The organism is Pseudomonas sp. OST1909 (assembly GCF_015277575.1).
GTDB classification, from domain to species: domain Bacteria; phylum Pseudomonadota; class Gammaproteobacteria; order Pseudomonadales; family Pseudomonadaceae; genus Aquipseudomonas; species Aquipseudomonas synxantha_A.
Genome location: NZ_CP063780.1, coordinates 4,589,562 through 4,615,239 on the forward strand (window position 1 = coordinate 4,589,562; position 25,678 = coordinate 4,615,239).

13 protein-coding genes are annotated in these 25,678 nt (G+C 63.0%); 9 read left to right on the forward strand and 4 right to left on the reverse strand.

What is annotated here, in order from left to right:
* Window positions 1–111 precede the first annotated feature (111 nt).
* On the reverse strand, window positions 112–13,008 hold the full coding sequence (locus IH404_RS19850; RefSeq protein WP_194438849.1) for a non-ribosomal peptide synthetase: 12,897 nt from the start codon (window positions 13,006–13,008) through the stop codon (window positions 112–114).
* Window positions 13,009–13,059: 51 nt separating this feature from the next.
* On the reverse strand, window positions 13,060–13,812 hold the full coding sequence (locus IH404_RS19855) for an alpha/beta fold hydrolase (protein WP_194438851.1): 753 nt from the start codon (window positions 13,810–13,812) through the stop codon (window positions 13,060–13,062).
* A 301-nt stretch (window positions 13,813–14,113) separates the two neighbouring features.
* Between IH404_RS19855 and IH404_RS19860 the strand changes: the two genes are divergently transcribed.
* Window positions 14,114–14,665, forward strand: a complete 552-nt coding sequence (locus tag IH404_RS19860) for an RNA polymerase factor sigma-70 (RefSeq protein ID WP_005789991.1) — start codon at window positions 14,114–14,116, stop codon at window positions 14,663–14,665.
* Window positions 14,666–14,809: 144 nt separating this feature from the next.
* Here IH404_RS19860 and IH404_RS19865 read toward each other — a convergent pair whose 3' ends face one another.
* Both IH404_RS19865 and IH404_RS19870 read right to left on the reverse strand, forming a co-directional pair.
* Window positions 14,810–15,598 (reverse strand): transporter substrate-binding domain-containing protein, encoded by a 789-nt coding sequence (locus tag IH404_RS19865; RefSeq protein WP_032880092.1) that lies wholly within the window; start codon window positions 15,596–15,598, stop codon window positions 14,810–14,812.
* A 92-nt stretch (window positions 15,599–15,690) separates the two neighbouring features.
* Window positions 15,691–16,314, reverse strand: a complete 624-nt coding sequence (locus IH404_RS19870) for a TetR/AcrR family transcriptional regulator (protein WP_005789994.1) — start codon at window positions 16,312–16,314, stop codon at window positions 15,691–15,693.
* Between the two features lie 153 nt (window positions 16,315–16,467).
* Here IH404_RS19870 and IH404_RS19875 point away from each other — a divergent pair, with 153 nt between their 5' ends.
* The 8 genes from IH404_RS19875 (at window position 16,468) to IH404_RS19910 (ending at window position 25,642) form a co-directional block, all read left to right on the forward strand.
* Window positions 16,468–18,246 carry an acyclic terpene utilization AtuA family protein gene (locus IH404_RS19875; protein WP_194438853.1) on the forward strand — a complete coding sequence of 593 codons (1,779 nt, stop codon included), beginning with the start codon at window positions 16,468–16,470 and terminating at the stop codon, window positions 18,244–18,246.
* Between the two features lie 12 nt (window positions 18,247–18,258).
* The gene (locus IH404_RS19880) at window positions 18,259–19,131 is read left to right on the forward strand and encodes an SDR family oxidoreductase (RefSeq protein WP_005789998.1); all 873 of its coding nucleotides are present in this window, start codon (window positions 18,259–18,261) and stop codon (window positions 19,129–19,131) included.
* Window positions 19,132–19,135: 4 nt separating this feature from the next.
* A complete protein-coding gene (atuC, locus tag IH404_RS19885; protein WP_005789999.1) occupies window positions 19,136–20,752 on the forward strand; it encodes a geranyl-CoA carboxylase subunit beta in 1,617 nt (538 codons plus the stop codon).
* A 17-nt stretch (window positions 20,753–20,769) separates the two neighbouring features.
* The gene (gene atuD, locus IH404_RS19890) at window positions 20,770–21,927 is read left to right on the forward strand and encodes a citronellyl-CoA dehydrogenase (RefSeq protein WP_194438854.1); all 1,158 of its coding nucleotides are present in this window, start codon (window positions 20,770–20,772) and stop codon (window positions 21,925–21,927) included.
* On the forward strand, window positions 21,924–22,685 hold the full coding sequence (locus IH404_RS19895) for an enoyl-CoA hydratase-related protein (protein ID WP_194438855.1): 762 nt from the start codon (window positions 21,924–21,926) through the stop codon (window positions 22,683–22,685). The genes atuD and IH404_RS19895 overlap by 4 nt, the downstream gene beginning before the upstream one ends.
* A 109-nt stretch (window positions 22,686–22,794) precedes the next feature.
* On the forward strand, window positions 22,795–24,678 hold the full coding sequence (locus IH404_RS19900; protein ID WP_194438856.1) for an acetyl/propionyl/methylcrotonyl-CoA carboxylase subunit alpha: 1,884 nt from the start codon (window positions 22,795–22,797) through the stop codon (window positions 24,676–24,678).
* Window positions 24,679–24,753: 75 nt separating this feature from the next.
* Window positions 24,754–25,296 (forward strand): exonuclease domain-containing protein, encoded by a 543-nt coding sequence (locus tag IH404_RS19905; RefSeq protein ID WP_005790007.1) that lies wholly within the window; start codon window positions 24,754–24,756, stop codon window positions 25,294–25,296.
* A 64-nt stretch (window positions 25,297–25,360) separates the two neighbouring features.
* Window positions 25,361–25,642, forward strand: a complete 282-nt coding sequence (locus IH404_RS19910; protein ID WP_005790009.1) for a pyrimidine/purine nucleoside phosphorylase — start codon at window positions 25,361–25,363, stop codon at window positions 25,640–25,642.
* Window positions 25,643–25,678: the final 36 nt, after the last annotated feature.

The following is a 25,678-nucleotide window of genomic DNA, read 5'->3' on the forward strand; positions in this document are numbered from 1 at the left end:
CGCCCTCGCAGGTGCCATCGCAGGCAAGCCAGCTCCCACATTTGAATGTATTCACAACTCAACATGTGGGAGCTGGCTTGCCTGCGATGAGGCCCTGACAGGCAACGACGATTAAAGTCCCTCCAACTCCGCCATCAAATCACTCAACCGATCCACCTTCTCGGCACTGATCTCATTGGCCGCCAACCCGTCGATATACTCAGCCAACTCCGCCACCGTGCTGCACTCGAACATCGCCCGCAGCGGCACATCGCGCTGCAACGTTTTCTGCACCCGCGAGGCGATCTGCGTAGCCAGCAAGGAGTGCCCGCCCAGTTCGAAGAAGTTGTCCTGCACCCCGACCCTTTCAACCTTCAACACCTCGGCCCAAATTCCGGCCAGGGTGGTTTCCAGTTCATTACGCGGCGCCAGGTAGTCCTGGCTGTGCAGTTGGCCGATCTCCAGGGCCGGTAGGGCCTTGCGGTCGAGTTTGCCGTTGGCATTCAGGGGCAGGCGTTCAAGCCATAGCCAATGCAGCGGCACCATATATTCGGGCAGTTCGGCACGCAGGCGCTGCTTTATGCGGTCCAGGCGCTCGCCAGCGTTCAACGACTCATCGGCGGCCACCAGGTAGCCAACCAGATGCTTGCCGTTAACGCCCTCCTGAACGCCGACCGCCGCGTCGCGGACGTCAGGTTGTTCATGCAGGCGCGCTTCGATTTCACCCAGTTCGATGCGGTAGCCGCGAATCTTCACCTGATGGTCGATCCGCCCGACGTACTCCAGCACACCATCGCTGCGGCGCCGCGCCAGATCGCCGGTGCGGTAGAGACGTTCGCCCGGTGCACCAAATGGGTTGGGCACGAATACCTGGACGGTGCGCAGCGGATCGCTGACATAACCGCGACCGACACCGGTGCCGGCGACACACAATTCACCGATTGCGCCCTGGGGCACCAAGTCGAGCGCACCGTCGAGCAGGTACAAACGGTTGTTGTCGGTCGGCGTACCAATCGGCAGGTAAGTGCCACGGGTCGAGGCCAGGTCGACGCGGAAGAACGCCACATCATCCGAACATTCCGCCGGGCCATAAGCGTTAACCAGACCAATCTGCGGATAGCGCAGCAACCACTGGTGCGCCAGTTCCGGAGGCATTGCCTCACCCGTCGGCAACATCCAGCGCAAACCATCCAGGCCGATACGCTCCTGGGCCAACATGCCCTGGATCAGCGACGGCACACTCTCCAGCACAGTGATGCCCTGTGCTTGAACGTGCGCCAGCAACCCCTGCGGATCATGGGCAATGGTGTTCGGCACAATATCTACCCGCGCACCAAACAGCGGCGCGGCGAGGAACTGCCAGACGGAAATATCAAAGCTTTGCGAAGCGGTCTGGGCGATCACATCCGCGTCGCTCAGCCCCAGATACGGCACCTTGCTCAACTGGTTGTTGAGCATCCCGCGCTGTTCGACCATCACGCCCTTGGGCAAGCCGGTGGAGCCCGAGGTATAGATCACGTAAGCGAGGTTGTCCGGGCCGCTATAGAAGCCTGGGTTTTCGCCACGGGCAGGGATTTCCTCCCACACCAGCAGTTGGCAGTCGACGCCTTCGAGCAGCTCGATGGCCTGTTCCCGGCACGCTTCGGTGCACACCAGCAAGGGCGTGCGGCTCAGGTCGATGATGCGGCTCAGGCGCGGACCCGGCAGGCCCGGATCCAGCGGCAGGTAGCCGGCACCGGCCTTGAAGCTGCCGATGATCATGCCCAGCAGGTCCAACCCACGTTCAGCCAGCAACGCCACCGGTTGGTCCAGGCCCACACCCGCCGCAATGAGCGCGTGGCCCAGGCCATTGCTGCGGCGGTTCAGCTCGTCATAGCTCCATTGCTGGTCGAGGCAACTGGCGGCGATACGCTGCGGATGTTGCGCCACCTGTTGCTCGAACAACTCGATGTAGCTGCGCTCCAGCGGGTAGGCATGTGCGCTCTGGTTACAGCCTTCCACCAGGAATTCACGTTCCTGCTCGCCAATCAGCGGCAAATCAGCCATGTCGCCATGGAAGCCTTGCACCAGCGCCAGCAGCAGGCGCTTGAACTCACTGAGCATGCCTTGCACGGTGCTTTCGTCGAAGTAGCGCTGGTCGTAGGACAGGTGCAAACCAAGGTCATTCCCCGGATAGCACACGGCAGTCAGCGGGAAGTTGGTGTGGGTACGCCCGGAATCCGAGGTGGCATTCAGGCTTTGCGCACGGTCCAGCACCGAGACTTCCACCGGGGCGTTTTCGAACACAAACAGGCTGTCGAACAACGGCTGGCCCTTGGGCAATTCGCTGTGCTCCTGGATCGTCACCAGCGGCAGGTATTCGTACTCGCGCAGCTGCATATTGCTGTCGAGCAAGGCGCTTAACCACTGGCGTACGCTGCAGCGCTGGCCGTCCTCGGGCAGTTTCACCCGCAGTGCGATGCTGTTGATAAACAGGCCGACGGTACGTTGCATCTCGGGCATCTCTACCGGGCGCCCGGCCACCGTGACACCGAACACCACATCGCGATCGCCACTCAAGCGACGCAGCACCAATGCCCATGCCGCCTGGGCAAAGGTGTTGACGGTGAGCTGGTGCGCCTGCGCCAGTTCACGCAGTTGCGCACCGTCGCGGGCATCGAGGCGGGTGTAGCAGTCGCCCACCACCATGCCGCCGCTACCGCCGGCATGTTCGCGCAGGAACGGGCGATCGCTCGGGATCGGCGTGGTGCGTTCGAAGCCTTGCAGGTTTTGTTGCCACCACTGGCGCGCTTCATTGAGGTTCTGGCGTTGCAGCCAGGCAATGTAATCGCGGTAGCGCGGCGGCGTCGCCAGTTGCGCGTCGCGACCCTCGCCCAGGGCCATGTAGATATCAAAGAAATCATTCATCAACAGCGAACGGCACCATGCATCGATGAGGATGTGGTGGTTGCTCATCATGAACCAGTAACGTGCCTCCCCCACGCGGATCAGGCGCAAGTGGAACGGAGCCTGGTTGAGCAGGTCGAAACCGGCTTCGCGCTCGGCCTTGAGCAATGCTTGCAGGCGCGGTTCCTGCTCGGTCTCGGGGACAGCGCTCCAGTCCAGGTATTCAATCGGCGTGCTGCCGGGCTTGTGGATCACTTGCAGCATGTCTTCGCCGACGTTCCAGCAGAACGAGGCGCGCAAGGCTTCATGGCGGGCGATCACCGCTTGCCAGGCCTGGGCGAAACGCTCGGGGTCCAGGGCACTGTTGATGCGGTAACGGTCCTGCATGTAATACAGGCCGGTGCCCGGTTCCAGCAAGGTATGCAGCAACAGGCCCTCTTGCATCGGGGTCAGCGGATAGACGTCTTCGATGGCGCTGGCCGGAACCGGCAAGGCATCCAGTTGCGCCTGGGTCAGGTGCGCCAAGGGGAAATCGGACGGCGTGAGGCCACCGGCGTCGTCCTGCAGGCAATGGGCGATCAGGCTGCGCAGTTCGGCCAGGTAGGCGTCGGCCAGGTTGCCGATGGTGTGCGCATCGTGGCGCTCACGGCTGAAGGTCCAGCGCAGCACCAGCTCACCGCCGTAGACCTGGCTGTCGACACTCAGCTCATTGGGCAGCGGTGCGTCCGGATCATGGGCCAGGCCGGCGGACTCATCCAGCGGGTGGAACAGCGCCTCGGCGCCAAAGCTCTGGTCGAACTGCCCGAGGTAGTTGAAGGTGATGTCGGCGCCTGGCAATGCCGCCATGCTGCGTTTGCACAGATCGTCCGCCAGGTAGCGCAGCACGCCGTAACCCAAGCCCTTGTGCGGCACGCCGCGCAGTTGCTCCTTGATCGCCTTGATCGAGGCGCCCTGCTCGGCCAGCGGGGTCAGACGCAACGGGTAGGCGCTGGTGAACCAACCGACGCTGCGCGTCAGGTCGATCTCATCGAACAACGGTTCGCGGCCGTGGCCTTCCAGCTGAATCAACGCCGAGTCGTGGCCGCTCCAGCGGCACAGCACACGGGCCAGGGCCGTCAACAACAAGTCGTTGACCTGGGTGCGGTAGGCGCTCGGCGCTTGCTGCAACAGTTGGCGCGTGGTCTCTGCGTCCAGGCGCACGCTGATCGTCTCGGCGTCACGATTGCGCAAGCTGCCTTGCGCACGTGCCACCGGCAGTGTCACCGCCGGGCCGGCCAACTGGTCCTGCCACAGGCTTAACTCTTCGCGCAGGGATTCGCTGCCGGCGTACGCCTGCAAACGCGCGGCCCAGTCGCGCAACGCGCTGGTCTTGGCCGGCAGGCTGACAGACTGGCCGTCACTGAGTTGGCGATAAACGTTTTGCAGATCCTCCAGCAATACACGCCACGACACGCCATCGACCACCAGGTGATGGATCGCGATCAGCAAGCGCTGCTGGCCCTGCGGCCCGTCCACCAGCAACGCACGCAACAGCGGCCCGTGCTCAAGGTCGAGGCTGCGCTGGGTATCGGTGAACAGCGCGGTGCATTGCTCCATGTCGCGCACCTGCGCCTGCATCAGCATGCCGCCTTCCGGCACGGCCAGGTGTTCGGCATGCCACTGCGCGTCGCGCCGGGTGAAGCTCAGGCGCAGCGCGTCGTGATGTTCCAGCACCGCCAGCAACGCTTGCTCCAGGCGATGGGGGTCGAGCAATTGCAACGGCTTGAGCACCAGCGCCTGGTTCCAGTGCTGGCGTGCCGCAATATCGGTGTCGAAGAACCAATGCTGGATCGGCGTAAGCCCAGAGCTGCCGGTCAATACACCTTGCTCGGCGGTGACCTGCTGCGAATGGGTGGCGACAGCGGCCAGGGTTTGCACGGTCTGGTGCTGGAACAGGTCACGGGGGCTGAAATGGATCCCGGCCTGGCGCGCCCGGCTGACCACCTGGATCGACAGGATCGAGTCACCGCCCAGCTCAAAGAAGTTATCGTCGAGGCCGACTTGCTGCACATTCAACACCGCGCACCAGATGGCAGCCAGGCTGTGTTCCAGCTCACTGCGGGGCGCCACGTAGGCTTGGCGATTGGCCTCAGGGTCCGGCTCAGGCAAAGCGCGGCGGTCGAGCTTGCCGTTGGCGGTCAGCGGCATACTGTCCAGCACGATCAAATGCGCAGGCACCATGTAGTCCGGCAGTTGCGCCTTGAGGTGCGCCTTCAGCGCCTCGCGCAAGGCGACAGGCTCGGCATCGCTGACCAGGTACGCCACCAGTTGCTTGCCGCTCGGTGCATCCAGGGCCAGCACCACCGCCTCGCGCACGGCGGCATGTTCGAGCAAGCGCGTTTCAATCTCGCCCAACTCGATACGGAAACCACGAATCTTCACCTGGTGGTCGATACGCCCCAGGTATTCCACCAGGCCATCGGCGCGTTGGCGCACCAGGTCGCCGGTGCGGTACAGGCGCCCGCCCTTGGCGGCAAACGGATCGGCGACAAACCGCTCCGCCGTCATCCCTGGCCGGCGGTGGTAACCCTGGGCCAGGCCGGCACCGCCGATATACAACTCACCACTGGCGCCTTGGGGCACCAGCGCCAGGTCGGCGTCGAGAATGTAGGCCACGCGCGCACCGATGATGCTGCCGATCGGCACGCTGCCGGCGCCCTCTTCCAACTGCTGCGGCGCCAGGCTGGCCAGCGGCATCACCACGGTTTCGGTGGGGCCATAGGCGTTGAAGAACACCTCAGGCATGAACGCCGCACGAATACGTTGCAGGTGCTCGCCGGTCAAGGCTTCGCCACCGGTGATGCACATGCGCACCGGCAAGGTCTGCTGCCGGGTCGCCAGCCACTGCGCCAACTGGCTGCCATAGCTGGGGGTAAAGCCAAGGATATTGATGCGATGGGTACGAATCAGCGCGCAGATTTCTTCGGCATCCCACTGGCCCTGGGCGCGCAATACCACCTGGGCACCGCTGAGCAGCGGCACCAACAAACGCTCGGTGGCGGCGTCGAAGTTGATCGAATAAAAGTGCAGCTCGCAGTCATCCGGGCGCATACCGAACCGTTCGATCACCGCCTGGCAATGCATGGCGATTTCACCGTGGGACACCACCACGCCTTTCGGCTTTCCGGTGGAGCCGGAGGTATAGATCAGGTACGCCTGGTGTTGCGCCAGGCTCACAAACGGCAGCGCATCGGCAGGGTAATTCTCCAGCACCGGCAGGTCGTCTTCCAGGCACCAGCACGCCACGGTCGTCGGTAATTCGCCGAGGGCTTCGAACATCGCCGCATCGCTGAGCAGCAAGCCGATGTCGCTGTCCTCGATCATGTAATGCAGGCGGTCCAGCGGGTATTCCGGGTCCAGCGGCACGTAGGCGCCACCGGCCTTGAGGATCGCCAGCAGGCCGATGACCATTTCCAGCGAGCGCGGCAGTGCCAGGCCGACCCGTACCTGCGGGCCCACCCCGCGCTCGCGCAGCATCCAGGCCAGGCGGTTGGCGCGGGCGTCCAGCTCAGCATAAGTGAGCGTCACACTGGCAAAGGTCAGCGCTGGGGCATCGGCACGCTGGCTGGCTTGATGGCTGAACAGCTGATGGATGCATTGGTCGAGGCGATGCTCGCCCTTCTCAACCCCGAGACTGTCCTGCAATGCGCGCTGTTCATCTGCGCTCAGCAACGGCAATTCGCTGAGACGCTGCTGCGGGTTGGCAATCAAGGCTTGCAACAGGTTGCGCCAATGTTCGGCCATGCGCGCAATGCGCGGTTCATCGAACAGGTCGGTGCTGTAGGTCAGGCAGCAACCCAGGCGATGGTCGAGGTCGGTGACTTCCAGGTTAAGGTCGAACTTGGTCGCCCGCGCATCGTTGGCCAGGTACTCGACGGTCATGCCCGCCAGTTGGCGGCTCTGCTGGAACTCCCAGCGCTGCACGTTGCACATCACCTGGAACAGCGGGTTGTACGCCGCGCTGCGCGGCGGTTGCAGGGCTTCGACCAGATGGTCGAACGGCAGGTCCTGATGAGACTGGCCCTCGATCACAGTGTGGCGCACCTGCTCGAACAGTGCGGCGACACTCATTTGCCCATCGAGCTGGCAACGCAGCACCTGGGTGTTGAGGAACGCGCCGATCAGCCCTTCGCTTTCCGGACGAATGCGGTTGGCGACCGGCGCGCCGATGCGCAGGTCGGTCTGGCCGCTGTAGCGGTAGAGCAACACGGCCAGGGTGGCGGTCATGGTCATGAACAGCGTGAGGCCGCGCTCGGCATTGAAGGCGCGCACGCGGGCCGCCAACTCATCGCTCAGGTCAAAGCGGTACAGCTCGCCCTGGTGGCTTTGTACCGCAGGCCGTGGGCGGTCGCCGGGCAGCTCCAGCAGAGGATGTTCAGTGCCCAGTTGCGCGGTCCAGTAATCCAGCTGGCGTTGGCGCTCACCGGACTCCAGCCACTGGCGCTGCCACACGCTGTAGTCGAGGTACTGCACCGGCAGCGGCGCCAGCGGCGAATCGCGTTCGTCGATAAAAGCTTCGTACAAGGCGCTGAGTTCACGGGCGAAGATGTCCATGGCCCAGCCTTCGGTGACGATATGGTGCAGGGTCAGCACCAGGTAGTGTTCCTGCTCGTCGGCCTTGACCAGGCAGGCTCGCAACAGCGGCCCGGTTTCCAGGTTGAATGGCGTGTGCGCTTCCTGATCAGCCAGTTGCTGCAAGCGCTGTTGGCGCTCGGTTTCGTTCAGTGCGCAGAAGTCCTGCCAGTCCATGCGTACAGCGGTCTGCGGCGAAACCTTCTGGTATGCCACGCCGTCAACGCTCGGGAAGGTGGTACGCAGGGTTTCGTGACGCATGATCAATGCCTGCAACGCCGCCTCGAAACGTTGCACATCCAGCACGCCGCGCAGGCGCGCCATGCCGCCGACGTTGTAGGCCGGGCTGTCCGGTTCCATCTGCCAGAGGAACCACATGCGCTGCTGGGAATAGGACAACGGCACCGGCGCGCTGCGGTCGACCTTGGCGATTGCGCTTTGTTGATTGCGCTGCCCCGCCGCCTGGATCAGCCCGACCTGCTCGACAAAGGCGCCCAACTCACTGGCTTCGAACAGGGTGCGCAACGGCAGCTCTACGTCACACGCCTGGCGGGTGCGCGAGATGATTTGCGTGGCCAGCAACGAGTGCCCGCCCAAGGCGAAGAAGTCATCGCGCAGGCCAATGCGCGGCAGGCCCAAGACCTCGCGCCAGATCGCGGCGATTTGCAGCTGCAACGGTGTGTGCGGTTCGACGTGTTCGCGGGTTTGCCAGACCGGCTCGGGCAAGGCGCGCCGGTCGAGCTTGCCGCTGGGGCTCAGGGGCATGGCGTCAAGGCGCATCAGCAGCGCGGGCACCATGTATTCCGGCAATTGGGCGGCCAGGGCGGTTTTGACCTGTTGCTCATCCAGTTCGGTGTGGGCGGTGTAATAGCCGATCAACTGCGCGTCGCGCACCAGCACCACGGCTTGGGCGATACCGTCCTGGGCCAGCAGGCGTGCTTCGATTTCTTCCGGTTCCACCCGGAACCCACGCAGTTTGACCTGCTGGTCCAGGCGCCCGAGGTATTCAAGCACGCCATCGGCACTCCAGCGCGCCCGGTCACCGGTGCGATACAGGCGTGCGCCCGCCTCACCCAAGGGGTCGGCGACAAAGCGTTCGGCCGTCAGCCCGGCACGACCAAGATAACCACGCGCCAGGCCGATGCCGCCGATGCACAACTCGCCCGGCACCCCGACCGGCAGCGGGTTGAGCTGCTCGTCGAGCACGCGGCAGATCACATTGCCCAACGGCCGACCAATCGGCGAGCGCTCACCATCGGTGGCGGAGCAATGCCAATGAGTAACGTTGATCGCGGTTTCGGTCGGGCCATAACGGTTGTGCAACTGCACCGCCGGCAACTGCGCCAACACGCGGTTGCGCAACTCGGCAGGCAGGGCTTCGCCGCCGGAGAACATACGGCGCAGGCTGGTGCATTCAGCTGCCAGCGGTTCATCGATAAACAGCTGTAACAACGGTGGCACGAAGTGCAGCGTGGTCACGCCATGTTCCTGCACCAACTGCGCGATGCGGTGCGGGTCGCGGTGTTCACCCGGCCCCGCGAGCACCAGGCGGCAACCGGTGATCAGCGGCCAGAAACACTCCCACACCGACACGTCGAAACTGATCGGCGCCTTTTGCATCAGCACATCGGTTTCATTCAATTGATAGGTGGCCTGCATCCACTGCAAACGCTCGGCCAGCGCGCCATGGGTGTTGCCCACGCCTTTGGGCAGGCCGGTGGATCCAGAGGTGTAGATCACATAGGCGAGGTTATCGCCATGCAGGTGCAAGCCTGGCGCTTGGGTCGGCCAGCTGTCGAGGTGCAGGCTGTCCATGGCGATCACGCACACGCCTTCGGCAGTCGGCAACTGCTCCAGCAACGCGGTTTGGGTCAGCAGCAGGTGTACGCCACTGTCCTTGAGCATGTAGGCCAGACGCTCGGCAGGGTAATCCGGATCGAGCGGCACGTAGGCGCCACCGGCCTTGATGATGGCCAGCAGGCCGATCAGCAGTTGCGGCGAACGCTCGGCGGCGATGGCCACGCATACGTCCGGGCCGACGCCTTTGTCGCGCAGGTAGTGAGCCAGGCGGTTGGCCTGGGTCTGCAGTTGGGCGAAGGTCAGGCTGCCGTGCTGCCAGACCAGCGCCGTGGCGTCCGAATTCTGTTGGCTGAGCAACTCAGGCAACCACTGCCGGGCCGGCTCGCAGGGCGCTTCGCCCCAGGGTTGCTGCTGGCCGGGCGGCATCAACGGCAGGTCGCCGATGGCCTGTTGCGGTTGCTCGCAGACCGCTTGCAACACGCTGACGTAGTGCTCGGCCAGGCGCTGGATAGTCGCGCTTTCGAACAGCTCATCGGCGTAGTCGAACGACAGGCTGAAGCGCCCGTTGCGGTCTTCTTCGCTATGCAGTTGCAGGTCGAACTTGGCTTCGCGGCTGTGCCATGGCAGTTCATCAGCCAACAGGCCCGGCAAGCGGCGCAAGGCACTCAGATCACGTTGCTGGTGGTTGAACATCACCTGGAACAGGCCCTGCTCACGGGCCTGGGGGAAGGCTTCCAGCAATTGTTCGAAGGGCAAGTCCTGATGGGCCTGGGCCCCCAACGCACTGTGGCGGGTGGCGGCCAACAGTTGGCCGAACGGCAGGCGCCCGTCCAGCTCGGCACGCAGTACCAGGGTGTTGATAAAGAAACCGATCAGGCCCTGGGTTTCCTGGCGCGGGCGGTTGGCATTGGGCACGCCGATGCGAATATCGCGCTGGCCGCTGTAGCGATAGAGCAAGGTCTGGAACGCCGCCAGCAACAGCATGAACGGGGTCGACTCATGAGCCTGGGCGGTTTGGCGAATCGCGGCGCTGAGGCGTGCATCCAGACGCAGGCTATGCCGCGAGGCGCTGTGCCGATGCTGGGCCGACCGCGGATGATCGGTGGCCAGGTTCAAGGCCGGATGCTCCTCGCCCAACTGCGCCGTCCAGTACGCCAACTGGCGCGAGCCTTCGCCTTCGGCCAGCCATTGGCGCTGCCAGCTGCCGTAGTCGGCGTAGTGCAGGGCCAGCGGTGGCAGCTCAAGGGGCTGGCCCTGGACGGCAGCGGCGTACAGGCGCGAGAACTCGTCGATCAGGATATTCAGCGACCAGCCGTCGGCGATGATGTGGTGCAGCGTCACCAGCAGTTGGTGGTCTTCATCGTCCAGGCGCACCAGGGTGACCCACAGCAGCGGGCCTTTCTCCAGGTCGAATTGGGTACGCGCTTCATCCTCGCGAATCTGCTGCGCACGCGCTTCGCGCTCGGCAGCGGGCAAGTCACTGAGGTCGATGACTTGCAGCGCAAAATCCGTCGCGGCCTCGACACGCTGAAAGCCCTGACCCTCGCGCTCGTAAAAGCGCGTACGCAAGGCTTCGTGGCGTTGGATCAGTTGCTGGAAGCTTGCGCGCAACGCCTCTTCATCCAGCTCGCCACGCAGGTGCAAGGCGCCGGGAATGGTGTAGGCGCTGCTGTGCGGGTCCAACTGCCAGGTGATCCACAGGCGGTTCTGTGCCAGCGACTGGGGCAGCTCTTCCTGGCGCGGCAACGCGTGAATCACGCCCTGGGCGACGCCGCCGTCCTGTTGCAATTGCGCCACGCCCGCCGCAAAGGCAGACAGCGTCGGTGCTTCGAACAGCAGGCGCAGGTTCAGTTCCAGGCCCAGGGTTTCACGCAGGCGGGCGACCACTTGAGTGGCGCTGATGGAGTTGCCACCCAGCAGGAAGAAATGGTCATCGGCGGCCACGCCGGGCAGTTGCAGTTGCTCGCACCAGATCGCCGCGATCCGTTGTTGCAGATCAGACGCCAGCGCCGCGCCGCTCGCAGCCTCTTGTACTCCGGGGAATTGCGCATAGCTATCGAGGCTGCCATCGGCGTGGCGAATCGCACAGGCTGCGCGCTGTACCTTACCGCTGGACGTCTTCGGCAGCGCACCGGGGTTAAGCAGCACCACCACGCTCGGGGCTTGCTGGCAGGACTCGGCCACCGCTTGGCGGATCGCTTTGATCAGTGCTTCTGGCGGCAGGATTTTCTGCACGCTGCGGCTGATTTCCGCAGCAATGCCGATGCCCTCCAGGCCCTGGTCATTCACGGCAAAGGCGGCGACGCGACCTTTGCGCACCACCTCCACTTCACGCTCGATGGTCTGTTCAATGTCCTGGGGGTAGAGGTTGTGGCCGCGCACGATCAGCAGGTCTTTGAGGCGACCGGTGATATACACCTGGCCGTCACGGATGAAACCCAGGTCACCGGTGCGCAACCAGGTGCGGCCAGCGTGCTGGACGAAGGTCTTGGCGCTGGCTTCGGGGTTGCGCCAGTAACCGTGGGCGATACTCGGCCCCGTGGCCCAGAGTTCGCCGACACAGTTGTCGGCAAGCTCGGTGAGGGTATGCGGGTCGGCGATCAGCACAGCGTGGTCCGGCTGGCTGGTGCCGCAACTCATGATCGCACTGCCCTGACCCGGTTCGGCACGGTTGGCGGCCAGCGCTTGCTCATCCATGTGCATCGCGGGAATCCCGCAACCACGGGTGCCGCCGGCAACAAACAGGGTCGCTTCGGCCAAACCGTAGGAGGCGAAGAAGTTGTTCGGAGTAAAACCGCAGGCGGCGAATTTTTCCGCGAAGCGCTCCAGGGTATCGAGGCGAATCGGCTCGGAGCCGGAATAGGCCACGCGCCAGCGGCTCAAATCCAGGCGTTCAAGGGCCGACTCGCTGACCCGCTCGCTGCACAGGCGGTAGGCGAAATCCGGGCCGCCACTGATGGTGCCGCCGTATTCGCTGATCGCTTGCAGCCAACGCAACGGTCGGCCGAGAAAATAGGCCGGCGACATCAACACACAGGGCACGCCGCTGAAAATCGGTTGCAGCAGACCACCGATCAGGCCCATGTCGTGATACAGCGGCAACCAGCTGACAATCACGTCATCGGGGTTGAGGTCGATACCGAAGCCACGACGGATCAGCACTTCGTTGGCCACCAGGTTGCCATGGCTGACTTGCACGCCCTTGGGCAAGGCGGTGGAGCCCGAGGTGTATTGCAGGAAGGCGATGTCGTCGGCCTGCAACTGGGGCTCGACCCAGTGCTCGGCAAGCTGCGCCTCCAGGGTGTCCACGCTCAGCACCGGCGGCGCGTTTTCAATCTGCGCCAGGTCCTCGCTGAGGCTGGCAATCGTCAACAACAGGCGCGGCTCGGCATCGCTGATGATCGACAGCAGGCGCTCCTGATGATGGCGGCGCGTGGACTCCGGCGGATACGCCGGCACCGCGATCACCCCGGCGTACAGGCACCCAAAGAACGCTGCGACGTAGTCCGGGCCGCTGGGGAACAGCAGCACCGCCCGTTCGCCCAGGCCGGCATTGGCTTGCAAGGCGGCGGCGATGGTGCGGGCGCGTTGGTCCAGGTCGCGGTAGCTGAGTACCACACTGTGCTCGGCGCTGTCGGCGAGGAAGCGCAACGCGACCTGATCCGGTGCCTGCGCAGCGCGGCGTTGAAGGGACTGGACCAGGGTGCGGGGGAGTTCGAAGGCGTCCATCATGGGGTTCCTGCCTGAAATCGGCTTACGGGAAAGTCGGGAAGTCGGTGAGGTTCAGCCGGCGGCAAGTTGCCGTGCCGCGCCAATGCGCCAGCGCGCCAGATGCTCGTCGGCATAGCGCCGCAGGCAGCGCAATACGGCGCTTTCGTGCTGTACGAGAAAGAAGTGATGGCCGTCGAACATGTCCAGGGAGAAACCGCTGGCGGCGTCGAGTTGCCAGTCGAGCAACTGGTCGGCGCGTACGCTGTCCTGCTTGCCGCCAAACACATGGATTGGCAGGCCAAGCGGCTCGCGCTCGCCGTAGATGAAGCTGCCGCACAGCAGGAAGTCGGCGCGCAGGATCGGCAACATCAACTGCATCAACTCGGGGCTAGCCAGGGCTTCTTCGGTAGTGCCCTGCAATTCGCGCAGGCGGGCGATCAGTTGGGCATCGGACTTCTCGATGGCGTATTCGCTGACATCGCGCCGCGCCGGGCCAGCCGTGCCTGAAGCAAATAACGCCAGGGGCGCAGGCACATTGCGCGCGCTCAAGGCATGGGCCAACTCAAACGCCAACAGCCCACCCAGGCTGTGGCCGAACAAGGCATAAGGGCCGTCGAGATCACGGCTGATTTCCTCAGCCAATTGCGCCGCCAGAGCCTTGATATCGCGCTGCAACGGCTCGTCCATGCGCCTGCCGCGCCCGGGTAATTCCAGCGGGCATACCTGCAACCAATCCGGCAGGACGCGGCGCCAGCGAGCATAGACCGAGGCGCTGGCGCCTGAGTGGGGCAGGCAAAACAGACGCAGCCGGGCAGGCGTATTCATCACGCAAGCACTCCAAACTGACACATGCCCAATGCACGATAAAAACCCATCTGCTCCTCCTGCGGGTGCTGATCCTTGGCCGTTTGTTAACAAGCCTGTCACCCAGAAGAACGGACGGCCCCGGCAAATAATTAGTCGCAGGCGGCGAGCGAGACGTGGTTCACACCTTCCACAAAGGCATAAGATTAGTTCGCCTTCTCATTTGACAATAATTATCATTCAGCATAATTTGTTGCCCGATGTGTAGGAGGCCTCAGCAAGGACGCCCTCCCCTAACCTCTTTTGCGACAAGGTGATTTCCATGACGGAACAAGTATCCACAGGCAGGTGCGACTCACCCCTTCTGCAGGCGTTCGTCGATAATCGACTGATATTGGTGAAGATTGCCGCACGCATTACCGGGTGCCGCTCCCGTGCCGAAGACGTGGTACAGGACGCCTACTTCCGATTGCAGTCAGCGCCGACGATCACTTCATCGTTCAAAGCCCAACTGAGTTACCTGTTCCAGATCGTGCGTAACCTGGCGATCGATCATTACCGTAAGCAGGCCCTGGAGCTCAAATACTCCGGGACCGAAGAGGAAGGCTTGAATGTGGTCATTCACGGCGCTTCACCGGAAACCTCCCATATCAATTTCAACACCCTGGAAAACATCGCCGACGCCCTGACGGAACTGCCCCAGCGCACCCGCTATGCGTTCGAGATGTACCGCCTGCATGGCGTGCCGCAAAAGGATATCGCCAAGGAATTGGGGGTTTCGCCGACATTGGTGAACTTCATGATTCGCGACGCGCTGGTGCATTGCCGCAAGGTGTCGGGCAGCCACAGCGATACGTTTGCACGCAGGGTTTGAGCGCGGCATAAACAAACTGTAGGAGCGAGCTTGCTCGCGAAAAACACACAGGCGCCGCGTTCATTCAGGAAGCCTGCGTTATCGTTGACGTTTTTCGCGAGCAAGCTCGCTCCTACACAGGCAGTTTATTTTGCCTCTTCGGTCTCAAGGTACTGGCGTCAGATCAATACGATACGGCTCGAAAATCTTCAGCATCTGCCCATTGTCCCGCAAGCCCTTGAGCAATGCGGAAAACGCCTCAGCCGTGATCGGTGCCTTGGGCCGCAGCAACGCGTAATGGTGATACACCTGGTCAATGCGCTCGGACACCAGAAATTGCCTGGCCATGTCCACATTGCGCACCAGAAAATCACTCAGGTACGAACGCGTCACCAAGGCAATATCGGCCCGCCCACGCGCAACCATCAGCAGGTTGCTGTCATGGGAATAGGTCAAGGTGGCGTTGAAGTGCTGGGCCATGTTCCTGGGGTCAGGGTTGAAGCCCGCAAACGCGTAGTGATAGCCGCTGAAGACTGCCAGGCGCTTGCCGGCAAGGTCGGCAAAATAGCTTTCGTCGCGACCGGGCTGGCGTTGGGCGACGAAGATTTCTGCGTCTTCCAGGCCCATGTCGACGCTGGTATGGGCAATATCCCGCCAGCCCCAGGACGGATTCTCGAAAATTGCCATGTCGACCCGGCCTTGCTCGAAATCACGGAAACGCCGGGGAATAGATGTGGGTACCAATACAAACTGGTAGTCGGTTTGCGCAGCGTTCAGGGCCTCGATCAATTGCGGCAGCAAACCGGTGTCGGCACCTTGTTCAGGACGTACGGTGTAAGGCGGAAAGTGCGCCGCGCCGATCCTCACCAATTGCGCAGCGCCCGCCTGCGTCCACGCGGCGCTGCCCAGTGCCCATAATGCAAGTCCTGCAGCCAGCCGCCATGGCGAAAACATCGAGGCACACACCGTTGAATATTCTGATGGCGCTAAGCTAGGCGTTTTTATCGGGGGAGACAACGTTCGCCCTCAAATTAATAGCGTGCACCTCAATCCGCCTTTAACACCATCAGCAGGGCCTCTTCGGCCAATTCTTCAAGGGTCAGGCTGCCCTGGGTACGGAACCAGGTAGTGGTCCAGGACAACGCGCCCGTCAGGAAACGCCGAGTAATAAACACGTCACCGCGGATATACCCGGCGGTCTTGGCCTCACCCAATACCTGCAACCAGATATCTTCATAAACATCGCGCAAGGCCAGCACCTGGGCCTGGCCCTCGGCCGACAGCGAACGCCATTCGTAGACCAGCACCGCCATGGCCTCGCCGCTGCCGCCCATGATCGACTGCAACTCGCAGCGAATCAGCGCCAGCACACGCTCGCGCACAGTGCTCGCCTCTTCCAGCGCGGCGCGCATCATTGCGGTGTTGTAGTGGATGGTTTCTTCCATCACCGCCCGCAGAATCTCGTCCTTGCTCTTGAAATGATGAAAGATGCTGCCCGACTGTATGCCCACGGCGCTGGCAAGGTCACGCACGGTAGTGCGCTCAAAACCCTTGTTGCGAAACAGGTGAGCCGCGGTTTGCAGCAATTTGCCCCGGGCGCTCTCGGGGTCGGTCAATCGGCCACCGGCGACCATGGCGCGCATCACCCCCAGGGCTTTGTGCTCATCCATGCTGCTCTCCTTCACTTGTGCTGACATCTTGGGCGGCAATTTAGGCCGTGGCCGCCACCCAAGCAAGCGCTTGGGTAAAACTTGTGCGCACAGTTTACAAACCAAGCGCTTGCTTGGTAGTCTCGACACCAGCCCCTGGAGGACGGATTTCTCATGAGCAAAACGGTTCGTATCGGCTGCGCCAGCGCCTTCTGGGGCGACACCTGCACGGCGGCCGCTCAATTAGTGCACGGCGGCGCCCTGGATTACCTGGTGTTCGACTACCTGGCGGAAGTCACCATGTCGATTCTCGCCGGAGCACGCATGAAAGACCCCAAAGCCGGTTACGCCACGGACTTTGTCGAGGTCCTCACGCCCTTGCTGGCGGATCTCCAACGCCAGGGCATCCGCGTGATCAGCAATGCCGGCGGCATCAACCCCCAGGCCTGCGCCGCCGCCCTGCAAGCGGCCTGCGACCAGGCCGGCATTGCGCTGAAAATCGCGGTGCTGCTCGGCGATGACCTGCACCCCCAACTCAAACACCTGCCCAACGTCACCGACATGTTCAATGGCGCCCCGCTGCCACCTTTGTGCGTGTCCGCCAATGCCTACCTCGGCGCGCCGGGGATTGCCCAGGCCCTGGGGCTCGGCGCCGATATCGTCATCACCGGCCGGGTAGTCGACAGCGCGGTGGTCAGCGCGGCCCTGGTGCATGAGTTCAACTGGTCATGGCAGGACTACGATCATCTGGCCCAGGCCGCCCTGGCCGGGCATATCATCGAATGCGGTGCCCAGTGCACCGGCGGCAACTTCACCGATTGGCGCGACGTACCGGACTACGAGCACATCGGCTTCCCCATCGTCGAAGTCAGCGCCGACGGCCAGTTCACCGTCAACAAAGTCGAAGGCAGCGGCGGCCTGATCAGTGAACTCAGCGTGGCCGAACAGCTGCTGTATGAAATCGCTGATCCGCGCGCCTATCTGCTGCCGGATGTGATCTGCGATTTCAGCCAGGTCAAGTTGCAGCAGCAAGGCAAGCATTCAGTGCGTGTGCACGGCGCCAAGGGGCTACCACCCACCGATCAGTACAAGGTCAGCGCCACCTATCCTGATGGTTTCCGCTGTACCGCCAGTTGTCTGCTTGCCGGGATCGACGCGGTGGCCAAGGCCGAGCGGGTCAGCCAGGCGATCATCAACAAGACCGAGCAACTGTTCAACCAACGCGGTTGGGCGCCCTACACCGACGTGAACATTGAGCTGCTGGGCAGCGAAGCCACCTACGGCGCCCATGCCCGGCGTGAGGATTGCCGCGAAGTAGTGATGAAACTGGCCGTGAGGCACCCGAGCAAACAGGCCCTGGTGCTGTTCGCCCGCGAGATCGCGCAAGCGGCCACGGGCATGGCACCGGGGCTCACCGGCATCGTCGGCGGGCGGCCGACGGTCTACCCGTTGATTCGGCTGTTTTCGTTCCTGATCGACAAGGCGGCCTGTGCAGTGAGCGTCGATTATCAAGGCCAACGCCACGCCGTCGAGCTGCCCGCCGCGCTCCCCCTACGCACGCCCGCTGCCCCCATCGAACCGCCCAAACCCCAAGGCCGCGCCGACGCCAGCGTGCCCCTGGTGAAACTCGCCGTGGCGCGCTCCGGTGACAAGGGCAACCACAGCAATATCGGCGTGATCGCCCGCCACCCCGACTACCTGCCATGGATCGCCGAAACGCTGACCCGGGAGGTGATCGTCGACTGGATGAGCCACGTGCTCGACCCCCTTCACGGCCGCGTCGAGCGCTGGTATCTGCCCGGCAGCCACAGCCTGAATTTCCTGCTGGAAAATGCCCTGGGCGGCGGCGGTATCGCCAGCCTGCGCATCGACCCCCAAGGCAAAGCCTTTGCCCAGCAACTGCTGGAAATCCCCATCGCCGTGCCGCAACACATTGCCGACCAACTCACCTAAAGGACCGTCGCCGTGGCCTTCGACTCGATCTTCAAAGCCGACCTGTTCCAGGGGCAAACCGTGATTGTCACCGGAGGCGGCAGTGGCATTGGCCGCTGCACCGCCCATGAGCTGGCGGCCCTGGGCGCTCGCGTGATCCTGGTGGGCCGCAAGGCGGAAAAGCTGCAGAAGGTCGCAGCGGAAATTGCCGAAGATGGCGGCGTCACCCATTGGCATGTCTGTGATATTCGTGATGAAGAAGCGGTGAAAGCGCTGGTCACGCAGATCCTGCACGACCATGGCCCCATCCATGGCCTGGTCAATAACGCCGGCGGCCAATACCCCTCGCCCCTGGCCGCCATCAACCAAAAGGGCTTTGAAACCGTACTGCGCACCAACCTGGTGGGTGGTTTCCTGGTGGCGCGGGAAGTGTTCAACCAGTCGATGAGCAAGCACGGTGGATCAATCGTCAACATGCTCGCCGACATGTGGGGCGGTATGCCCGGCATGGGCCATTCCGGCGCAGCGCGGGCGGGCATGGATAATTTCACCAAGACCGCCGCGTTTGAATGGGGCTATGCCGGGGTGCGCGTCAACGCCGTGGCGCCCGGCTGGATTGCCTCCAGCGGCATGGACACCTATGAAGGCGCGTTCAAGGCCGTGATCCCCACCTTGCGCGAGCATGTGCCGCTCAAACGCATCGGCACCGAGTCGGAAGTCAGCGCGGCCATCGTTTTTCTACTCAGCCCGGCCGCGGCCTTTGTCAGCGGCAGCACGCTGCGCATCGACGGTGCCGCCAGCCTGGGCAGTCGGGCATGGCCGCTGCACAAGGCGCAGGCGCCGAGCCAACCCTTCAATGGGTTCCACCGCGCCTATCTGCCGGATGTGCTCAAGACGGAGCAATAACACGATGCCGACGATTGAAACCCTGGTCGATCCCCACAGCCCACAGTTCGCACAGAATCGCGCCGCCATGCTGGCCGCCATTGCCCAGTTGCATCAACTGGAACACAACCTGCTGGCCAAGGCTGAGGAGGCCAGGCCCAAGTTCGACAAGCGCGGCCAATTGCTGCCCCGCGAGCGCCTCAACCTGCTGCTCGACCCGGGCGCGCCGTTTCTGGAACTGGCCAGCCTGGCCGGCTACAAACTCCACGACGACAAGGACGGCAGCGCCGCCGGTGGCGGGCTGATCGCCGGCATCGGCTATGTCAGCGGCGTGCGTATGTTGGTGGTGGCCAACAACAGCGCGATCAAGGGCGGTACCATTTCCCCCTCGGGCCTGAAGAAATCCCTGCGCCTGCAACAGATCGCCATGGAAAACAAACTGCCGGTGGTGACCCTCGCCGAAAGCGGCGGCGCCAACCTCAATTATGCCGCCGAGATTTTCGTCGAAGGTGCACGCAGCTTTGCCAACCAGGCGCGCATGTCGGCGATGGGCCTGCCGCAAATCACCGTGGTGCATGGCTCGGCCACGGCAGGCGGTGCGTATCAGCCGGGCTTGTCGGATTACGTGGTGGTGGTGCGCGGCAAGGCGAAGCTGTTCCTTGCCGGGCCACCGCTGCTCAAGGCCGCCACCGGCGAAGTCGCCAGCGACGAAGATTTGGGCGGTGCGCAGATGCACGCGCAAACCGCCGGCACCGCTGAATACCTGGCGGAAAATGATGCCGATGGCGTGCGTATCGTGCGAGAAATTGCCGGCCTGCTGCCGTGGAATGACCGGCAGCCGCCAGCGGTAAAAAACGCCTATACCGAGCCGCTGTACCCCATCGACGAGTTGCTGGGGCTGATCCCCGACGACCCGAAAAAGCCCTACGACGTGCGCGAAATCCTCGCGCGCCTGGCCGACGCCTCTCATTTCCTGGAGTTCAAAAACGAGTTCGACGCCCATACCGTCTGCGGCCATCTGCATATCCAGGGCCGCGCCGTTGGTGTGATCGGCAACAACGGCCCCATCACGCCGAAGGGCGCAAGCAAGGCCGCGCAGTTTATCCAGCTGTGTGATCAGAGCCGTACGCCGCTGCTGTTCCTGCACAACACCACCGGTTTCATGGTCGGCACCGAGTCCGAACAGCAAGGGGTGATCAAGCACGGTGCAAAGATGATTCAGGCGGTGGCCAACGCCCGCGTGCCTAAACTCACGGTGGTGGTCGGTGGCTCCTACGGTGCCGGTAACTATGCGATGTGCGGGCGCGGCCTTGACCCCCGCTTTATCTTCGCCTGGCCCAACAGCCGCACAGCGGTCATGGGCGGCGCGCAAGCCGGCAAGGTGCTGCGCATCGTCACCGAGGCCAAGCAGTTGAAGGACGGCCTGGTGCCCGACCCAAAGGTGCTGGACATGCTCGAACAGGTCACCGCGCAGAAGCTCGACAGCCAGTCCACCGCGCTCTACGGCAGCGCCAATCTGTGGGATGACGGGTTGATCGATCCACGGGATACCCGCACCTTGCTTGGGTTCCTGCTGGATATTTGCCATGAGGCTGAACTAAGGCAACTGCAACCGAACAGCTTTGGTGTGGCGCGATTCTAATCAGGAGAACAATAAAAATGATCTTCACCCAGGAACATCAGGAACTGCGCCGCACCGTGCGCACCTTCGTCGACCGCGAGATCAACCCCCATGTCGACGAGTGGGAAAAAGCCGGGCGCTTTCCCATCCACGAAATCTTCCGCAAGGCCGGCGAGCTGGGCCTGCTGGGCATTTCCAAGCCGGAGCAGTTCGGCGGCATGGGCCTGGATTACAGCTACTCCATCGTCGCCGCCGAAGAATTCGGCAGCATCCGCTGTGGTGGCATCCCCATGTCCATCGGCGTGCAGACCGACATGTGCACCCCGGCCCTGGCCCGCTTCGGCTCCGATGAATTGCGCGAGGAGTTCCTGCGCCCGGCCATCAGCGGTGAACAGGTCGGCTGCATCGGCGTGTCGGAAACAGGCGCCGGCTCCGACGTGGCCGGGCTCAAGACCCATGCGCGTAAAGACGGCGACGACTATGTGATCAACGGCAGCAAGATGTGGATCACCAACTCGCCCAGCGCTGACTTTATCTGCCTGCTCGCCAACACCTCCGATGACAAGCCGCATATCAACAAGTCGCTGATCATGGTGCCGATGAACACCCCGGGCATCAGCGTCAGCCCGCCCCTGGAAAAGCTCGGCATGCACAGCTCCGAAACCGCCCAGGTGTTCTTCGACGGCGTGCGTGTGCCGCAGCGCAACCGCATCGGCCATGAAGGCGCAGGCTTCATGATGCAGATGCTGCAGTTCCAGGAAGAACGCCTGTTTGGCGCGGCCAATATGATCAAGGGCCTGGAGTGCTGCATCGACAGCACCATCGAATACTGCAAAGAGCGCCAGACCTTCGGCAAGGCGCTGATCGACAACCAGGTGATCCACTTCCGCCTGGCCGAACTGGCCACCGAAATCGAGTGTCTGCGTGCGTTGGTCTACCAGGCTACCGAGCAGTACATCAAGGGCCAGGATGTGACTCGCCTGGCATCCATGGCCAAGCTCAAGGCCGGACGCCTGGGCCGTGAGGTCAGCGACAGTTGCCTGCAATATTGGGGCGGCATGGGCTTCATGTGGGACAACCCGGTGGCCCGCGCCTACCGCGACGTGCGCCTGGTATCGATTGGCGGCGGTGCCGACGAAATCATGCTGGGCATCATCTGCAAACTGATGGGCACCCTGCCCGGTAAAAAGCCATGAGTACCCTGCTGCTGGAAGCCCATAACGGCGTGCTGCATATCACCCTCAACCGGCCAGAATGCCGCAATGCAATGAGCCTGGCCATGGTCAAGGAACTGCGTACAGTACTGGCGCAATTGGACAGCCAGGTACGCGCCGTGGTGATCAGCGGTGCGGGCGGACATTTCTGCGCCGGTGCCGATGTGAAGGACCTGGTCGGCGCGGGGGATCAGTTACACACGTTGAACCGCACGTTTGGCACCTTGCTGCAAGAGGTGCAAGCGCTGCCGCAGGTGGTGATCGCAGTGCTGCAAGGCGCGGTGCTGGGCGGTGGGTTTGGGTTGGCCTGTGTGAGTGATATTGCGATCGCCGAACACAAGGCGCAGTTCGGCTTGCCGGAGACCAGCCTGGGCTTGTTGCCGGCGCAGATAGCGCCGTTTGTGGTCAAGCGCATCGGCTTGACCCAGGCACGGCGGCTGGCGCTGACGGCGGCGCGGTTTGATGGGATCGAGGCTGGCCGTTTGGGCGTGGTGCATTTTGTCGAGCACGATGCCCAGGCACTGGCGCAGCGGCTGGATGAAGTGTTGGGGCAGGTATTGCAGTGCGCGCCGGGGGCCAATGCGCGAACCAAATCCCTGTTGCTGGCAAGCGTGGATGAGCCGCTTGATGCAGTACTGGACCGCGGGGCGCAGTGGTTTGCCGAGACGGTGAGAAGCGATGAAGGGATTGAGGGGACGCAGGCGTTTGTGCAGAAGCGAAAGCCGGGTTGGTCTCGATGACGCCATCGCAGGCAAGCCAGCTCCCACAGGGGAACACATTTCAAATGTGGGAGCTGGCTTGCCTGCGAAGAGGCCCCAACACACGCCACATCCAGTAAGGGATAACCCAATGCCCGCCTTCACTAAAATCCTGATCGCCAACCGCGGCGAAATCGCCTGCCGTATCCAGCGCACTGCCCAAGCCTTGGGCTACCGCACCGTGGCCGTGTACAGCGACGCCGACACCCATGCCCTGCACGTGCAGATGGCCGACGAAGCCGTGAATATCGGCCCGGCTCCCGTACAACAGTCATACCTGAACATCACCGCCATCCTCGACGCCGCCCGACGCACCGGCGCCGACGCCATCCACCCAGGCTACGGCTTCCTTTCGGAAAACCCCGACTTCGCCCGCGCCTGCCAGAACGCCCATATCGTTTTCATCGGCCCCAGCAGCGAAGCCATCGAGCTGATGGGCAGCAAGCGCCTGTCGAAGATCGCCATGCTCGACGCCGGTGTGCCCTGTATCGCCGGTTACCAAGGCAGCGCCCAGGACGACGCCACGCTGCAACAGGAAGCCGAGCGCATCGGCTTCCCGCTGATGATCAAGGCCAGCGCCGGTGGCGGCGGGCGTGGCATGCGCCTGGTACACCAACCTGAACAGCTGCTGGAGCAACTGCGCACTGCGCGCTCCGAGGCAATGAACGCTTTTGGCAGCGACGAACTGATTCTTGAGCAGGCCCTGATCGACCCGCGCCACGTTGAGGTGCAAGTGTTCGGCGATCGCCATGGCAACCTGATCTACCTGGGCGAGCGCGACTGCTCGATCCAGCGCCGCCATCAGAAAGTCATCGAAGAAGCGCCCTGCCCCGTGATGACGCCCGAACTGCGCCAGGCCATGGGCGACGCGGCGCTCAAGGCCGGGCGGGCGGTGAGCTACGTCGGCGCCGGTACCGTGGAGTTTCTGCTCGACCGCAATGGCCGGTTTTATTTCCTGGAAATGAACACGCGCCTGCAAGTCGAACACCCGGTGACCGAGCTGACCACCGGCCTCGACCTGGTGGCCTGGCAACTGCACATCGCCGCCGGCCAGCCGCTGCCGCTGGCACAAGCCGATGTGGTGCTGAGCGGCCACGCCATGGAAGTGCGCCTGTACGCCGAAGACCCGGCCCAGGGCTTCCTGCCGCAAACCGGGGACGTGCTGCGCTGGGAGCCTGCCGCCTGCGTGCGCATCGACCATGGCCTACGCGAAGACGAAACCATCAGCCCGTTCTACGACCCGATGCTGGGCAAGATCATCGCCCACGGCGCCACTCGCGAAGAAGCTCGCCGAAAGTTGCTGCGGGCCGTGGAAGACACCGTGCTACTGGGTGTCACCACCAATCAGCGGTTTTTGGTTGATTTGCTCAAGCAGCCGGATTTTATCGCCGGCAATTTCAGCACCGCCTTTATCGCCGAACACTTCGGCCAGCTACCGCCCCAGGCGCCATCGACTGAACAGCTCAGCCTGGCAGCAGCGCTGTTTTACCAATACAGCGCCAACCAGCACCCCCGAGGCCTGGCGGGATGGCGCAACACCGCCAATGTGCCGTGCACCTACCGCCTGGAGGTCAATGGCCAAACCCACACCGTGAGTGCCGACGACCTGCAACTCACCACCGACGGTCGCTGGGCCACCTGGGTGCTCAATGGCATCCGCCGGCGTACCGCCTACTACATCGACGATACCCAACTGTGGCTACCCGGCGTGAAGGTGACCAACCGCACCCAGCAGGTCGCCAGCCGCCAGGTGGATGCCAGCAGTGGCACAGTCAAGGCGCCGATGGATGGCGCCATTGTCGATATCCAGGTCAGCGTCGGCGACACAGTCACCAAAGGCCAACTGTTGCTGGTGCTCGAAGCGATGAAAATGGAGCACCCGTTGAAGGCCGGGATCGACGGCATCGTCAAGGCGGTGCAGGTCATGGCGGGCGATCAGGTGCGCAATCGCCAGGTTTTGCTACAGATCGAATAACGCCCCTAGGCGGAACTACAGGGCCGGGCTACGCTCTATCCCCATCAGAAAGGGACGAGTACGGGAACCTGCACCATGCCTCATTGGCTGATTATTGACCTTGAAGCCACAACGGATGACGGCGGTTGGCCCGTGACAGAGATGGAAGTCATCGAGATCGGCGCCAGCCTGGTCAACCGCCAGGGCCGCGAACTGGATCACTTTCAGCGCTTTGTGCGGCCACTGCGACGGCCTTTGCTGACGCCCTTTTGCCGCAAGCTGACCCATATCACCCAAGCCAATATCGACGCAGCCACACCGATCACCGAAGTGTGGCCGCTGTTCGAGCGCTGGCTGGGCCAGCACCAGGCACGCCTGGAAGGCTGGGCCAGCTGGGGTGATTACGATCGCGTGCAACTTGAACTCGAATGGCAGCGCCATGGCCTGTCCAGCGCCCTGGGGCAAACGCCCCATGTGAACCTCAAGCAACGCTTTGCCAAGGCCCGGCGCCTGGACAAACCACTGGGGCTCAATGGTGCGCTGCAATTGGCGGGGATGCAGTTCAATGGCCAACAGCATCGCGCCCTGGAAGACGCGCGTAACACCGCACGCCTGTTACCGTTGATTTTGCCGGTCTAGGCAGCTCCCGTGGGCTTGGGCATACTGGCCGACCTTTCCAGACCCTTTTTCCGAGGATTCACCCATGTTCAAAGTCAACGAGTACTTCGACGGCACCGTCAAGTCGATCGCTTTCGGCACTGCAGAAGGTCCGGCGACCATCGGCGTGATGGCTCCGGGTGAATACGAATTCGGTACCGCCCAGCGTGAAATCATGCATGTGGTCTGCGGCGCCCTGATCGTCAAACTGCCCAACGCCGAGTGGGAAACCTTCGCCGCCGGCAGCCAGTTCAACGTACCGGCCAACAGCAAGTTCCAGTTGAAGGTCGCCGTAGACACCGCTTACCTGTGTGAATACCGCGGCTAAGTATCACCGGTAAACAAAAATGCCCGTCTCCAGCGA